The organism is Actinomadura craniellae, assembly GCF_003289645.1.
In the GTDB taxonomy this organism is placed as follows: Bacteria; Actinomycetota; Actinomycetes; order Streptosporangiales; family Streptosporangiaceae; genus Actinomadura_D; species Actinomadura_D craniellae.
Window position 1 is genome coordinate 450268 of the sequence record NZ_QLYX01000001.1, and the last position, 14361, is coordinate 464628.

Below are 14361 nucleotides of genomic sequence, written 5' to 3' on the forward strand. Positions count from 1 at the left end.
GGGGGCATGACCTTCTCGTTGATGCCCGGGTACGACCACATCAATGTGGTCGCCGACCTCGATCCGGCCGCGGCGGTGCGGGACGAGGAGACCGGTGCGCGGATGCGCTCGTATCCCCGGATCTGCCCGGCGGGGTCGCCCGACTTCGGGTACGCGGTGCAGACCGGCACCGAGTGGCGCATCGGGGGCACCGGCGCGTCCGGGCCGTCGGGGGCCCGCTACGACCTGGCCGGCCACCTGCGCGGGCGCGCGGAGGAGGAGGCGGACTCCGCGACCGCGCGGGCGATGCTGGAGGCGGCCGGCCGGCTGGACCCCGAGGAGGGCGAGCAACTTCCCAAGGACGAGTGGGAGGTCGGCGACCACCGCTACCGGGTCATCCGGATGGAGAAGTTCACCCTGCTCGGCGACCGCGAGCTGGAGCCCCCCAGGTCCACCGACACCGACCCGCCCGACGAGGCCCGGATGCTCCGCGGCCACCTCATCGACCCCCGGGCGCCGGCCGGGCGGTGGGAGGCGCAGCTGAGGCTGAACCTGGTCGGGTACATGCCCGTCCCCGGTACCGTGCCGGCCGCGGTCCAGACCGAGGCCCGCCACGCGCTCCGTACCCATGCCGGGGTGGTGCTGCTGCCGCCCACCTTCACCGTCGTGGAGATCAAGGAAGACTCCTGGGAACCCCTCACCGGCGCGGACGGCCCCGCCCAGGCCCGCAGCCACCTGGCGAGCTACTTCACCGAACTGCTGCCCCGGCTGCGCGAGTTCCGGGGCGACCCCGCCACCGCCACGGAACTCGCCGAGTGGGCCGGGGCCGCCGAGCGGATCGCGGCGACGACCGGGCACGAGTTCACCGCGCTGGGCCGGCGGTTCCGCACCGTGCGCGTCTCCAGGATGCTGCGGCTGGGCCGGGACGGCCCGGAGGGCCCGCGCCCCTCTGACCAGGAACGCTACGGCCCCTGAGGCCGGGCGGGCCGGTCAGTGCCGTGCCTCGATCGGGCTGCGTTCCACGGCCCGGTCGCCGGCCACGAAGTGCAGGGCGCTCCACATGTTGGTCGTGCCGCAGGCGTGGTTGGGGACGATCCGCAGCAGGTCGCCCACGCGCAGGCCGGAGGTGCCGGGGCCGGTGAGGTACCCGTGCTCCTCGTTGCCGCCGGTGAACTCGACCCCGTCCAGCGGCCCGCCCGCCGCGTCGCAGACGATGCCGAGGGTTCCGGCGGTCGCGATGGAGTCGGAGCTCATCGCCTTGATGCCCGCATCGACGATCACCGTTCCGGGGCGCTGGGCGCTGACGACACGGGTCAGCACGGTCTGCGCGCACTGCTCGATCCGGGCGCTGCCGAGGCCGACCTGGTTGGCGTCGAAGTAGACGTAGGTGCCGGGCCGGGCCTCGGTGACCCCCGCGGCGAACGGCGCGGACGTCGCGCCCGGCGTCGAGCCGACCGAGACCAGCGGGCACGCGTGCCCGGCGGCGCGCAGCGCCTCGGCGACCTGCACCAGCGTGCGCCCGGCGAGGTCGCCCGCGGCCTCCAGCCCGGCGCGGTCGGGGCCGTGCGCGGCGAGGTGGCCCTCGTGGGTGAGTACGCCCCGCAGTTCCAGCGCGGGCAGCGCGGCGAGCGCGGCGGCGGTCGGGACAGCCCGGTCGGGATCGACGCCCGCGCGGTGCAGGCCCGTGTCGACCTCCAGGACGAACGGCACCGCGACCCCGGCGGCCTCCGCCGCCCGCGCCAGCGGTGCCGCCGCCTCCACCGAGTCGAGCGCGACGGTCAGGCCGCCCCGGGCGAGCGCACCGACGGCGAAGGCGACCTTGGCCGGCCCGACCGGCTGGTGCGCCCACAGCACGTCCGCGACGCCAGCGTCCTGGAGCAACGTGACCTCGGCGGGGGTGGCGCAGGTGAACCCGATCGCGCCGTGCGCGAGCTGGCGGCGCGCGACCGCGAGGCACTTGGAGGTCTTGAAGTGGGGGCGCAGCGCGACCCCGGCCGCGTCGAGCGCGGCGGCCATCGCGGTCAGGTTGGCCTCCATGCGGGGCCGGTCGACGAGCAGCGCGGGCGTCGGCAGCTCGGCCAGGTCCGTCCCGCCGGGCGGGAACGCGGCGGTCATGCGAGGCCCATCTGCGGGCGCGGGTCGCCGTCCAGCAGCCACTCGACGGTCTCCTTCTTGATCTCGGGGAAGCCGGACGGGCGCTGCCCGACCATCTCGCGCAGCCCGGCGACGGCCTCCGCGGGTGTCCAGAGCGGGAAGTCGGAACCGAAGACGAGCCGGTCCACCACATCCCACTCCTGGGCGCGGGCCAGCGCCAGGTAACCGTCCATCGGACGGGCCCAGGCCGCCGACACGTCGGCGTACACCCGGCGGTTCTTGCGCAGCGTCACGATCGTCTCGCGCTGCCACGGGTGCCCGAGGTGCGCGATGATCTGGACGAGGTCGGGGTGGCGGCGCGCGACCTCGTCCACGCCCAGCGGGTTGCTGACCGACAGGTCGCCCGCCGGGCTCGGCGTCGCACCCATGTGCCACAGGACGACCAGACCTGCGTCGGCCGCGGCCCGGTAGAACGTGTCGTGGACGGTGTCGCGCGGGTCGAACAGCGCCAGCACCGGGTACAGCTTGATGCCGCGCAGGCCGCGTGCGACGCCGTCGGCGAGCTGGTCGAGCACGTCGGGATCGGTCGGGTCGAGCGCCATGAACCCGATCGTCTCGGTGGCGGTGTCCGCGCAGAACCGCTCGGTGTACTCGTTCGGGGTGAGGACACCGGCGGCGGTGGCGCGGATGCCGAACACGCACGCGGCGGTCACGCCCGCCATCGCACGGTCGTAGTCGGCCGGGCCGAACTCGTGGGCGCCCTGCCCGTAGACGGGGCGCCAGTGGTCGTCCCACTCGTGGCCCCAGTGCTCGGGCCGCTGGCAGTGGGTGTGAAAGTCGATCAACCATCCTCCTGGGTGCGGGGTGCGCCGGAGCGCAGGAACGAGTGCAGGTACTGCAGGGCCGCGACGACGTCGGCGTCGGCCGCGAGGGCCGCTCCCGCCGCGCGCAGCCGGTCCAGGTAGCGGGCCTGCCGCTGGTCGTCGAACTCGGCGGACGGCCCGGACACGCTGACGGCCGCCACGCAGACGCCGTCCACCTCGAGCGGGGTCGCGACGCAGCGCAGCCCGACGCTGCCCTCGTTGTCGTCGAGGGCGTACCCGCGTTCGGCGGTGGCCCGCAGGTCCCGGGCCAGGGTGTCGGCCGTGACGAGGGTGCGTTCGGTGCGGGCCGGGAACGGCTCGGGCGGCAGGTGCGGCGCGAGGCCGGCGGGGTCGACGCGGGCGAGCAGCATCTTGCCGAGCCCGGTGCAGTAGGCGGCGTCGCGGGTGCCGGGCATGGTGTGGAAGCGGATCGGCCGGTCGGGCTCGCGGACGCACACGTGCAGCACCTCCCGCCCGTCCAGCACGCCGAGGTTGGCGGTCTGCCCGGTGTCCGCGGCGACCCCGGCGAGGTGACCGCCGGCGATCTGGGACAGGTCCAGCCCGGACAGGTACCCGGTCGACAGGGTCAGCGTCTTGTGGCCGAGCCGGTAGGCGGGGCGCTCGTCGGCGCGGACCACGTAACCCATCTCCTCCAGGACGGCGAGGAGCCGCACGAGCGTGCTCTTGGGCAGGCCGGTGTCCTCGTTGAAATCGTTCAGCGTCAGTGTCCCGCCCCGCTCGGCGAGCCGTTCCAGCAGGGCGAGGCCGCGGGCCAGCGCGTTGGCGTGGTAGTTGGCCGAGACCGGGCGGTCGCTGTCCACGTCGGTGGTCGGTGCCATGGTGCCTCGTCTCCGATCAGGGGGTGCGCAGGATCTCGCCGGGGCGCGCGCCGCCGTGCACGCCGTCCTCGACCACGGGGCGGCCGCCGACGAGGACCGCGCGGATCCCGTCCGGATACTGCTGGGGTGCTGCGAACGTAGCCCGGTCGGCGATCCGGGCGGGGTCGAACACGGCGATATCGGCGACCGCTCCGGGGCGCAGGACGCCGCGGCCGGCGAGCCCGGCCCGCTCGGCGGGGGCCGAGGTGCACTTGCGCACCGCCTCGGCCAGGTCGAGACCGCCGGGCCGCCGGACGTACTCGGCGAACAGCCGCGGGTAGCAGCCGTAGGAGCGGGGGTGCGGGACGCCGCGCCCGGTGGGGCCGTGCGGGTCGAGCGCCTGCCCGTCCGAGCCGATCACGGCCGCGGGGTGGGTGAGCGCGTCCAGCAGGTCGCGTTCGCTGCGGCCGCCGGCCACGATCTGCACGCCGTTGCCGTGCGCGGCCAGCAGGTCGAGCGCGACCCGCGACGGGTCGGTCCCGGCGGTGGTGGCGAGGTCGGCGACGGTCCGCCCGGTGACGTCCTCGGACCCGTCCGGCACGCGGCTGACCGTGATCACGTCCCAGGAGTTCGGCATGTCGCGCCACCCGGCCGTGACGCGGGCGCGGACGTCGCGCAGCGCGAGCCGGGCCCGCATCGGCTCCTCGCCGCCCTCCTGGGCCCAGGCGGGGAGCAGCTGCGCGAGCGGGGCGTTCCCGGCCAGGTAGGGGTAGACGTCGAAGGCGACGTCCGCCCCGGCGGCGCGGGCGTCGTCGATCAGCTCCAGCGCCCGCGCGACCGAGCCGTGGTTGCGCTTCCCGACCGCGGCCAGGTGGGAGATCTGGGTCCGGCAGCCGGTGGCCGTGGCGACGCGCAGGGCCTGGCGGACGGAGTCGAGCAGCCCGTCGGCGTAGTCGCGGACATGCCAGGCGAACAAGCGCCCGTGGGCGGCCGCGGTGCGGCCGAGCGCCTCCAGTTCGTCCTCGCGGGCGTAGCAGACCGGCGCGTACACCAGGCCGGTGGAGACGCCGGCGGCGCCCGCCGCGAGGGCGTCGCCGAGCAGGCCGCGCATCCGGTCGAGTTCGGCCGCGCCGGCGGGACGGTCGCCGAACCCGACCGCGGCCGCCCGCAGCGGGATGTGCGCGACGAGCGCGGCCACGTTCACCGAGGGCCGGGCGGCCTCCAGCGCGGCGAGGTACCCGGGCAGGTCGGACCAGTCCCAGCGGACGGCGGGGTCGGCGTCCAGGTATCCGGCGGCGGCGCGTAGCGCCGCACGGTCGGCGGCGACGGGGGTCACGCCGAGGCCGCAGTTGCCGACCACGACGGTGGTGACGCCCTGCCGGACGGCGCTGTGCGCCTGCGGCCCCGAGAGCAGCGTCAGGTCGGAGTGGGTGTGCACGTCGACGAACCCGGGGGTCACCACCTGCCCGGTCGCGTCGATGGTCCGCGCGGCGGGGCGGCCCGCCAGGTCGCCGATCGCCGCGACGTGCCGGCCCGTGACGGCGACGTCGGCGCGGCGCGGGGCGGCTCCGGTGCCGTCGAGGACGGTCCCGCCGGCGATGAGCAGGTCGATCACGGCGTGGCTGCCGTCCCGCGCAGCCGGAACGTGGCCTGCACTTCGACCGGGCTGCCGGTGGGCAGCGCGGCGACGCCGAGCGCGGCCCGGGCGTGCCGGCCCGCTGCGGCGCCGAGCACGTCGAGGAACAGTTCCGTGGCGGCGTCGGCCACGAGGTGCTGGTCGGTGAAGCCCGGTGCGGACGCCACCCACACCGTGACCGCCTCGACGTGCTCGACCGCGCCGAGGCCGCCCTCGTCGCCCAGTTCGTCCTGGACGGCGGTGAGGACGTTGCGGGCGCACTGCCAGGCGCACGACCGGGCCGCCTCGATCGGGACGTCCTCGCCCACCCGGCCCGCGGCGAGCAGCTTCCCGTCCCGGACGGCGACCTGCCCGGAGACGATCAGCGTCGGCCCGGCGCGCCGGGCGGCGGCGACCGGGGGACGCTCCCCGAGGGGCCCCGGTCCGTCGGGGGCGGCGGCGAGGCGGGCTGCGGCGTCGTGCATGGTGTCTCCTTGCTCGGGTGCGGGGCCGGGGCGGTGCGCCGGCGGGGTCATGCGGGGGCCAGGACGTCGGTGACTTCGGCGAAGTGGCAGGCGGTCGGGTGACCGATCCCGTCGCGCCGCACCAGGGGCGGCGCCTGCGTCGCGCAGACGTCCTGCGCCTTCCAGCAGCGGGTGCGGAACCGGCAGCCGGACGGCGGGTCGATCGGGCTCGGCACGTCCCCGGTCAGCACGATCCGCTCGCGCCGCCCGGCCGCGCCGGGGCCGGGCCGGGGGACGGCCGACAGCAGCGCCTGCGTGTAGGGGTGCGCGGGGTTCCGGAAGATCTCCTCGCGGGTGCCGGTCTCCACGACCGTCCCGAGGTACATCACGGCGATCTCGTGGGACACGTGCCGCACCACCGACAGGTCGTGCGAGATGAACAGGTACGCCACGCCCAGCTCGCGCTGCAGCTCGCGCAGCGTGTTGACGATCTGCGCCTGGATCGACACGTCCAGAGCGCTGACCGGCTCGTCCAGGACGAGCACCCGCGGGCCGAGCGCGAGCGCCCGGGCGATGCCGATGCGCTGCCGCTGCCCGCCGGAGAACTCGTGCGCGTACCGGCGGGCGTGCGCGGGCGCGAGCCGCACCATGTCGAGCAGTTCGGCGACCCGCGCCGGCCCGCCGTCGCCGTAGCGGCCCTGGACGCGCAGCGGTTCGGCGATGATGTCGTGCACGGTCATCCGCGGCGACAGGGACGCGTACGGGTCCTGGAACACCAGTTGCAGGTCGCGGCGGAGCGCGCGCAGCTCGGCGCCGCGGGCGTGGGTCACGTCCCGGCCGGCCACGACGATCTTTCCGGCGGTGGGCTCCAGCAGCCGGACCGCCATCCGGCCCGTCGTGGTCTTGCCGCAGCCGGACTCGCCGACCAGGCCGAGGGTGCGGCCCGCGTGCAACGTGAAGTCCACGCCGTCCACCGCGTGGACGCTGCCGGTCCGGCGGCGCAGCGGCCCCGACCGCACCGGGTAGTGCTTGGCCAGATCGGTGACGCGGAGGACCTCCTCGGGTTCGGTCATGCGGTCTTCTCCTCGGCCAGCTCGTGGTGGAAGTGGCAGGCGCTGGCGCGTCCCGGCCCGGTCGGGGCGAGCTCGGGCCGCTCCGTCCGGCACCGGTCCCGAGCCAGCGCGCAGCGCGGGGCGAACGGGCAGCCCGGGGCGGCCTCGCCCGGCGCGGGCGGTGTCCCGGGGATCGGTGTCAGCTCGTCGGCGTCGCCGTCCAGCCGGGGGAGGCTCTCCAGCAGCCCCCGGGTGTACGGGTGGCGGGGCGCGCCGAAGATCTCGGCGACCGGGCCGTGCTCGACCACCCGGCCCGCGTACATCACCACGACCCGGTCGGCCAGCTCGGCGACCACCCCCAGGTCATGGGTGATCAGCACGGTCGCCGCGCCGGTCTCCCGCCGGGTCAGCCGCAGCAGGTCGAGCACCTGGGCCTGGACGGTGACGTCCAGCGCGGTGGTCGGCTCGTCGGCGATGAGCAGGTCGGGGTCGTTGGCGATGGCCATCGCGATCATCGCGCGCTGCCGCATCCCGCCGGAGAACTCGTGCGGGTACTGCCGGAGCCGGCGCTCGGCGCCCGGCACCCCGACGAGGGTCAGCAGCTCGGCGGCGCGCTTGCGGGCGGCGGCCCGCGACATGCCGGGCCGGTGCAGCCGCAGCGCCTCGCGCAGCTGCGCGCCGATCGACATGACGGGGTTGAGCGCGGTCATCGGGTCCTGGAAGATCATCGCGATCCGGCCGCCGCGCAGCCGCCGCAGCTCGCGCGGGGGGAGCGTGCGCAGGTCGGTGCCGTCGAACACGACCCGTCCCGACACGACCCGGCCGGGCGGCTTGATCAGCCCGAGCGCCGACAGCGCGGTGACGCTCTTGCCCGAGCCCGACTCGCCGACGACGCCGAGCGTTTCGCCGGGCATGACGGCGTACCCGGCGCCGTCCACGGCGCGGACCGCGCCGTCGTCGGTGGCGAAGTCGACGACGAGGTCCTCGATCTCCAGCAGCGGCCCGTTCCCGGGCCGTTCCCGCGGCGGCGGAGCCGCCTTCCGGTGCGGCGCCTTCACCTGCCGCCTCCCTGTCCCGCCGGGGTGACGGCGTCGCGCAGCCCGTCCCCGACGAAGTTGACGGCGAGCACCGTCACCGCGATCGCGACGCCGGGCGGGATCCACAGCCAGGGCATCGTCTGGATCAGGGTCAGGTTCTGCGCCTCGTTCAGCATGTTCCCCCAGCTCGCCTGGGGCGGGCGGACACCCAGGCCGAGGAAGGAGGCGGTGGTCTCCAGCATGATCGCCTGGGCGACGGCCAGCGTGCCGGTCACGGTGACCGGCGGCAGCGCCGCGGGGACGATGTGCTTGCGGATCAGCCACCAGGCGTTCGCCCCGGCCGCCTCGGCGGCGTGGATGTACTCGCGGTCGCGCAGCGACAGCGTCACGCCGCGCACCACCCGGCCGGCGACCGGCCACTGGGTCAGGCCGATCGCGGCGATCAGCACGGTCATGCTCGGGCCGACGATGCCGGCGAGCACCAGGATCACCACGACGGTCGGGAACGACATCACGATGTCGGCCGCCCGCATGATCACGTGGTCGGCCCAGCCGCCGAACAGGCCGGAGACGGCGCCGAGCAGGGTCCCGACCGTGATCGCGGCGAGGGCGGCGGTCAGCCCGACCAGCAGCGACACCCGGCCCGCGTACAGCGTGCGGGCGAAGACGTCCCGGCCGGAGGAGTCGGTGCCGAACCAGTGCGCGCCGGACGGGCCCTGGCGGATCGCGTAGAGGTCCACGGTGTTCGGCGGATGCCCCGCGATCAGCGGTGCCAGCAGCGTCACCAGCACCACCGCGCCGAGGACCGCCGCGCCGGCGACGGCCAGCCGGTTGCGGCGGAACCGGCGCAGCGCGCGGGCCCGCGGCGACGCGGACGGGGCCTTTTTGATCGCCGGCGAGGTCGTGATCGTGGTCATCGCAGGCTCACTCTCGGATCGACGGCGGCGTACAGGACGTCCGCGACCAGGTTGCAGACCAGCACCAGCACCGCCACGTACAGCGCGAACCCGACGATCACCGGGTAGTCGTGCTGACCGATCGAGCTGACCGCGAGCTGCCCCATGCCGGGCCAGGCGAAGACCTGCTCGATCACCACCGCGCCGGCCAGCATCTGCGGGATCTGGTACATCACCACTGTGATCAGCGGGATCAGCGAGTTGCGCAGCGCGTGCCGCAGCACCACCCGGGCCGGGGACGCGCCCTTCGCCTCGGCCGTGCGCACGTACTCGGCGCCGAGCTCGTCCACCAGGCCGCCGCGCACGTACCGGGTGAACGGCCCGGCCGTGACGAACGCCAGGATCAGCCCCGGCAGTACCAGGTGCCGGAGCTGGTCGACGAGGCCGCCGCCGCCCGGCGTCGTCATCCCCGCGGACGGCAGCACGCCGAGCTGCAGCGAGAAGACGTAGATCCCGACGATGCCCAGGAAGAACGGCGGCACCGACACCGCGGCCAGGCCGAGCACGGTCGCCCCGTAGTCGACCGCGGTGTTGCGCCGCACCGCGGCGGCCACGCCGAGCGCGACCGACACCACCAGGGCGACCGCCAGCGCGGCGCCCATGAGCTGCAACGTCGGGCCGACCCGCTCGCCGAGCACCGCTCCGACGGGCCGGTGCCCGACGTAGGAGTACCCGAGGTCGCCGTGCAGCGCGCCCGACAGCCAGTGGCCGTACTGCACGAATATCGGCCGGTCCAGGCCCAGCTCGTGCCGCTTGGCCTCGATGAACGCCGCCCCGCCGCCGCGCATCTGCTCGGGGTCGACCATCATGCGCACCGGGTCGCCGGGGGCGAGCCGCACCAGCACGAAGATCCCGACACTGATCAGCAGGAACACCAGCACGTTCGCCAGCACCCGCCGGATGACGTAGGCCGCCATGCCTCACCTCCTCTCGTTCCCGTACCGCGCGGCCGGGGACGCGCGGTGCGTCCCCGGCCCGCGGTTCAGCCCAGCTTCCAGTTCGCGAAGTCCCAGAAGCCGATCTCGTTGGTCGGGATGCCGGCCGGTTCGAAGCCCGACAGCCGGGTCCGGTAGGCCCAGATCGTGTCCGGGTTGTACAGCCACAGATAGGGGGCCTTGGCGTTCTCCACCTTGGCCGCCTGCTGGAACAGGCTCCTGCGTTCGGCCGGGTCGGAGACCGTGGCGGCCTTCGCCAGCAGCTCGTCCAGTTCCGGGGCGCAGAAGTGGCCGACGTTGCCGCCGGTCGGGTAGCCCTGGTCGCAGGCGTCGATGGCCGCGACGGTGGACGGTTCGGTGGCGTAGTTGCCGCCGCCGAACAGCGCCAGGTCGAAGCTCTTCTTCTCGTAGGAGGACAGCAGCTCGTCCACCTGGACCTGCTTCAGCTCGACGTTCACGCCGACGGCCTTGAGCTGGCTCTGGATCACGGTCGCGGCGGTGTCGCGGTCCCGCTGGCCGGGCACCCACGACAGCGTGACCGGCTTGGCCGCGTCCCAGCCCGCCGCGGTGAGCAGGCTCTTGGCCTTGGCGGGGTCGTAGGCGTAGCCCGCGCCCGCGGGGGCCAGGTCGCCGTAGAAGCTGGAGTCCACGACCGTCCCGGCCCCGCCGAGCACCTTGTCCACCAAGCCCTTGCGGTCGACCGCGTGCAGCAGGGCCTGCCGGACCCGCACGTCCTTGAACCGGCCCTGGCTCTGGTTGATCGCGATCCGGTTGAAGCCGGGGCTCTTGGCCGTGACGACCTTGACGCCCTTCAGCTTCCGGACGGCCGCCAGGTCGGTCGGCGAGACCTGGGCCAGGTCCATCTCGCCGGTGCCGAGCTGCGCGGTGGCCACGTCGGAGGTGACCGGCTTGAGGAACACCTTCTTGACCGAGACGGGCTGCCGGTAGGCGGGGTTGGCGGCCAACTCGACGTACTGGTCGGTCTTGTACTGGACGAAGGTGAACGCGCCCGACGCGACGGTCGGTTTGGTGAAGAACGCGTTGTCGCCGAGGCCCTTCGCCGGCAGCTTGCCGAGCACGTGCTCGGGCAGGATCGGGAAGTTCCCGATGAGCCCGGGCAGCCCCGCGGCGGGACCGGACGTGGTGATCTTCACGGTGGTGTCGTCCGGCGCGGTGACGCCCTTGAGCGAGTCGGCCTTGCCGTCGGCGAGGTCCTTGGCGCCGACGACGGCGGCGAACTTGCCCGACTGCGCGCTGCCGGTCGCCGGGTTGGCCAGGGCGTTGTAAGTGAACACCACGTCCTTGGCGGTGAGGGGCTGCCCGTCGCTCCACTTCAGGCCGGGCTTCAGGGTGAACGTGACGCTCTTGGCGTCGCCGGCCACCTGCGGCGGCGCGGCGGCCATCCGCGGGCGCAGCGCGTACGCGGCGTCCGAGCCGTACAGCGAGTCGAAGATGAACGACATGACGAGCAGGTCGGGCCCATTGTTGGGGGCGAGCGGGCTGAACGTCTTCGGCTTCTGGTACAGGTACATGTTGAGCACGCCCGCGCTCCCGCCGCCGGACGCCCCCTGGGTGGGGTCGGAGCTGCAGGCGGCGAGCGCGCCGGCGGCGAGGGCGCCGCCCAGCGCCAGCGCCACACCGCGCCTGCCGATGCCGCCGGGTCTGCCGGAACGAATGGTCATACTGCCTCTTCTCGGCGGTGGCCGGGCCCCGCCCGGCCACGGTCCGCTCAGCGGACGCGGTTCACCAGGCTGCCGAGCCCGGTCACGCGGACCGTCATCTCGTCGCCTGCGGACAGGAATTCCCCCGTGGCCAAACCGACCCCGGCGGGCGTGCCGGTGTAGAGCACGTCGCCGGGCTCCAGCGTCATGAGCCGGGACGCGAACGCCACCAGCTCCGCGACATTGAAGATCATCTGACTGGTGTCGCCGTGCTGCCGGACCCGCCCGTTGACCTCCATGATCACTTCGAGCTGCTGCGGGTCGGGCACCTCGTCGGCGGTGACCAGGTGCGGTCCCAGCGCGGCGAACCCGTCCGGCCACTTGCCGTTCAGCCAGTCGAAGAACGCGACGGCCGGGTCGTCGGTGTCGCGCTCGTGCCCGTAATCCATCACCCGGGCGGACACGTCGTTGCCGATCGTGTAGCCCGCCACATGGTCCAGGGCGTCCTCCAGCGGGATGTCCTTGCCGCCGCGGCCGATCACCGCGACCAGTTCTGCCTCCCAGTCGACGCTCGGGCTGACCGTCGGGAGCGCGATCTCCGCGCCGGGGCCGCTGACGGCGGTGGCCGGCTTGAGGAACAGCCGCGGCGAGATCCGCGACTTGTCGAGCCGGTCGCCGCCGGTCTCGGTCACGTGCTCCTGGTAGTTGGCGGCGACCGCGAGCACCTTGCCCGGCCGCAGCAGCGGTGCCAGCAGCGTGACCTCGTCCAGCGCGTGCGTGCCCGCGGGGGAGGGCAGCGTGTCGAGCCCGCCGAGCACGGCGCCCAGATCGCCGGGGCCCAGGTCGGTGACGCGTCCGCCGCCGACGATCTCGCCGTGGCGGATCCCGCCGTCGCCCGGCAGGCGATAGGTGGCGAGTTTCATGGATCAGACCTCCGAGGGGTCGAGCGACACGGGTGTGCCGAGGGTGAGGGAACGGGTCGCGGCGTCGGTGACGCGCAGCGCCGCGAGCGCGTCGCCGGGCCCGACCTCGGGCGGGCGCCCGGTGACGATCGCGGCGTGCAGTGCGGTGAGCATCCGGCCGACCGTGCCGGGGCCGTGCCAGGCGGTGCGGGTTCCGGACGCGGTCCGGACCGTCGCGCCGGGGCGGGTGGCGTCGACGTCCATGACGCCGCCGGACCCGCTCACCCGGTAGCGGTGCAGCGCCATGCCGGGCGCGGCGGCGGTGCCGTGCAGCCGGCCGACGGTGATCGTGCTGGTCAGGCCGTGCTCGTGGTCGAGCAGGAGGAGGGTGGACCGGGCGGGGTCACGGCCGGGCAGGGCGTGCACGCGCTCGACGGCCTGGCCGGTGAGGGCCAGCACCACGTCCACCGGGTAGAGCCCGAAGTTGACCAGCTCGCCCTGCGGGCAGGGGTCGCCGCCGTCCACGAGGAAGTCGGCCTGGACGTTCCAGGGCAGGCCGATCCGGCCCGCGGCCAGGGCGCCCCGGGCGGCCTGGACGGCGGCGCCGAACCGGTGGTGGTGCGCGGGCATGCAGACCAGTCCGGTCTCCCGGGCGACGGCCGCGACCCGCTCGGCGTCCGCGACGTCCAGCGCCAGCGGCTTGTCGGCCAGCACGTGGCACCCGGCGCGCAGGGCCTCGACGATGCGGGCGGCGCGCTCTTCGGGCGGCGCGCACACGCTGACCACCTGGGCGCCGGTCTCGGCGATCGCGGTGGTGAGGTCGCCCGCCGCCGTCTCGACGACGGTGAAGCCGGGGTGCCCGCGGAAGGCGGGCAGGTACATGTCGCGCTGGTGGTCCTGGGTGCCGAGCCCGCCGGAACCCCAGGGCAGCGTCCGCAGTGCCCCGCTCACGCGGCCTCCTCCAGCACGTCGGCGACCCGTACCGGCCGCCCGTCGGCGATCGATCGTTCGGCGGCGACGCCCATCGCCACGGCCAGCAGGCCGTCGGCCCCCGTCACGGCGGGCGGCGCCCCGGTGAGGGCGTCCGCCCAGGCCGCGATCTGGGTGGCGAACCCGTCGGTGCCGCCGGGCGGCAGGAGCGCGGTGCCGGACTCGTCGGTGACCGTGCCGGCCTCGGCGTCCCAGGGCAGCGTGAGGATCCCGCCGGTCCCGGTGACCAGCACGTCGCGGCGGGCGTAGGACGTGGGGGCGTGGCCGCGGCTCATCTCGCACACCGCGACCGCGCCGCCCGCGAACCCGACCGTCATCTCCAGGTAGTCGTGGATGCCGAGTTCGGGCGCGGTCCGGCGGCGGCCGCGCGCGTACACCGTCTCGGGGGTGTCGCCGGTCCACCAGGTGACCAGGTCCAGCAGGTGGACGCCGTTGTGCAGGGCGTGCCCGCCGGAACGGGCCGGGTCGAGCATCCAGCCGCGCCAGTCGGGCCAGATCCAGCCGCCCAGGATGGACAGCCGGACCAGGTCCACCGCGCCGAGGTCACCGGAGCCGATCGCCTCCCGCACGGCCAGCGCGTAGTCGTAGTGGCGGTGGCTGTGCGCGGGCATCAGCACCCGGCCGGCCCGGGCGAACGCCGTGACGGCGCGCCGGGCTCCGGCCACATCGGTGGCGAGAGGCTTCTCGATCAGCAGATGGGCGCCCGCAGCGGCCACCTGGACGGCGATGTCGGCGTGGGTGTCGTTCGGCGTGCACACGACGCAACCGTCGGCACCGGTCTCCGCCAGGGCGGCGCCCAGGTCGGTGAACCAGGGCACGCCGCCGTTGGCGCGGGAGGCCGCGGCGGCCCGGCCGGGGTCGATGTCGACGACGCCGGCGAGCTCCAGCCGCGGCTCGGCGTGGATCGCCGCGGCGTGCTGCGCGGCGATGAAGCCGGTGCCGACGACCAGCACCCGGGCTGGCACGGAATGGGATTCCATGTCGATGGATCCTGA

General features: G+C 74.8%; 14 protein-coding genes. 1 reads left to right on the top strand and 13 read right to left on the bottom strand.

Going from position 1 to position 14361, the window contains the following annotated elements; translation table 11 throughout:
* Positions 1 to 6 precede the first annotated feature (6 nt).
* On the top strand, positions 7 to 954 hold the full coding sequence (locus tag DPM19_RS01940) for a DUF5954 family protein (protein ID WP_111862999.1): 948 nt from the start codon (positions 7 to 9) through the stop codon (positions 952 to 954).
* Positions 955 to 969: 15 nt separating this feature from the next.
* Here the strand turns inward: DPM19_RS01940 and DPM19_RS01945 are convergent, their stop codons facing one another.
* The 13 genes from DPM19_RS01945 to DPM19_RS02005 all read right to left on the bottom strand — a co-directional run bounded on the left by DPM19_RS01945 (position 970) and on the right by DPM19_RS02005 (position 14346).
* Complete coding sequence (locus tag DPM19_RS01945; RefSeq protein WP_111863000.1) at positions 970 to 2094, bottom strand: alanine racemase; 1125 nt, start codon at positions 2092 to 2094, stop codon at positions 970 to 972.
* A complete protein-coding gene (locus DPM19_RS01950; RefSeq protein WP_158566675.1) occupies positions 2091 to 2918 on the bottom strand; it encodes an amidohydrolase family protein in 828 nt (275 codons plus the stop codon). The genes DPM19_RS01945 and DPM19_RS01950 overlap by 4 nt, the downstream gene beginning before the upstream one ends.
* Positions 2915 to 3775: an IclR family transcriptional regulator gene (locus tag DPM19_RS01955; RefSeq protein WP_111863001.1), complete on the bottom strand. Its 861-nt coding sequence runs from the start codon at positions 3773 to 3775 to the stop codon at positions 2915 to 2917. Before DPM19_RS01955 ends, DPM19_RS01950 begins: the two co-directional genes overlap by 4 nt.
* Before the next feature lie 16 nt (positions 3776 to 3791).
* Positions 3792 to 5369 (bottom strand): N-acyl-D-amino-acid deacylase family protein, encoded by a 1578-nt coding sequence (locus DPM19_RS01960; RefSeq protein WP_111863002.1) that lies wholly within the window; start codon positions 5367 to 5369, stop codon positions 3792 to 3794.
* On the bottom strand, positions 5366 to 5854 hold the full coding sequence (locus DPM19_RS01965) for a RidA family protein (RefSeq protein WP_111863003.1): 489 nt from the start codon (positions 5852 to 5854) through the stop codon (positions 5366 to 5368). The genes DPM19_RS01960 and DPM19_RS01965 overlap by 4 nt, the downstream gene beginning before the upstream one ends.
* A 47-nt stretch (positions 5855 to 5901) precedes the next feature.
* Positions 5902 to 6906 (bottom strand): ABC transporter ATP-binding protein, encoded by a 1005-nt coding sequence (locus DPM19_RS01970; protein ID WP_111863004.1) that lies wholly within the window; start codon positions 6904 to 6906, stop codon positions 5902 to 5904.
* A complete protein-coding gene (locus tag DPM19_RS01975; RefSeq protein ID WP_233509742.1) occupies positions 6903 to 7943 on the bottom strand; it encodes an ABC transporter ATP-binding protein in 1041 nt (346 codons plus the stop codon). Before DPM19_RS01975 ends, DPM19_RS01970 begins: the two co-directional genes overlap by 4 nt.
* Positions 7940 to 8839, bottom strand: coding sequence for an ABC transporter permease (locus tag DPM19_RS01980; RefSeq protein WP_111863005.1), 900 nt, complete (start codon positions 8837 to 8839; stop codon positions 7940 to 7942). Before DPM19_RS01980 ends, DPM19_RS01975 begins: the two co-directional genes overlap by 4 nt.
* On the bottom strand, positions 8836 to 9795 hold the full coding sequence (locus DPM19_RS01985; protein WP_111863006.1) for an ABC transporter permease: 960 nt from the start codon (positions 9793 to 9795) through the stop codon (positions 8836 to 8838). Before DPM19_RS01985 ends, DPM19_RS01980 begins: the two co-directional genes overlap by 4 nt.
* Before the next feature lie 65 nt (positions 9796 to 9860).
* Positions 9861 to 11495 (bottom strand): ABC transporter substrate-binding protein, encoded by a 1635-nt coding sequence (locus DPM19_RS01990; RefSeq protein ID WP_111863007.1) that lies wholly within the window; start codon positions 11493 to 11495, stop codon positions 9861 to 9863.
* A gap of 47 nt (positions 11496 to 11542) precedes the next feature.
* On the bottom strand, positions 11543 to 12397 hold the full coding sequence (locus DPM19_RS01995; RefSeq protein ID WP_111863008.1) for a fumarylacetoacetate hydrolase family protein: 855 nt from the start codon (positions 12395 to 12397) through the stop codon (positions 11543 to 11545).
* A gap of 3 nt (positions 12398 to 12400) precedes the next feature.
* Positions 12401 to 13327, bottom strand: a complete 927-nt coding sequence (locus tag DPM19_RS02000) for a Gfo/Idh/MocA family protein (RefSeq protein WP_111863009.1) — start codon at positions 13325 to 13327, stop codon at positions 12401 to 12403.
* Positions 13324 to 14346, bottom strand: coding sequence for a Gfo/Idh/MocA family protein (locus DPM19_RS02005; protein ID WP_158566676.1), 1023 nt, complete (start codon positions 14344 to 14346; stop codon positions 13324 to 13326). The genes DPM19_RS02000 and DPM19_RS02005 overlap by 4 nt, the downstream gene beginning before the upstream one ends.
* Positions 14347 to 14361: the final 15 nt, after the last annotated feature.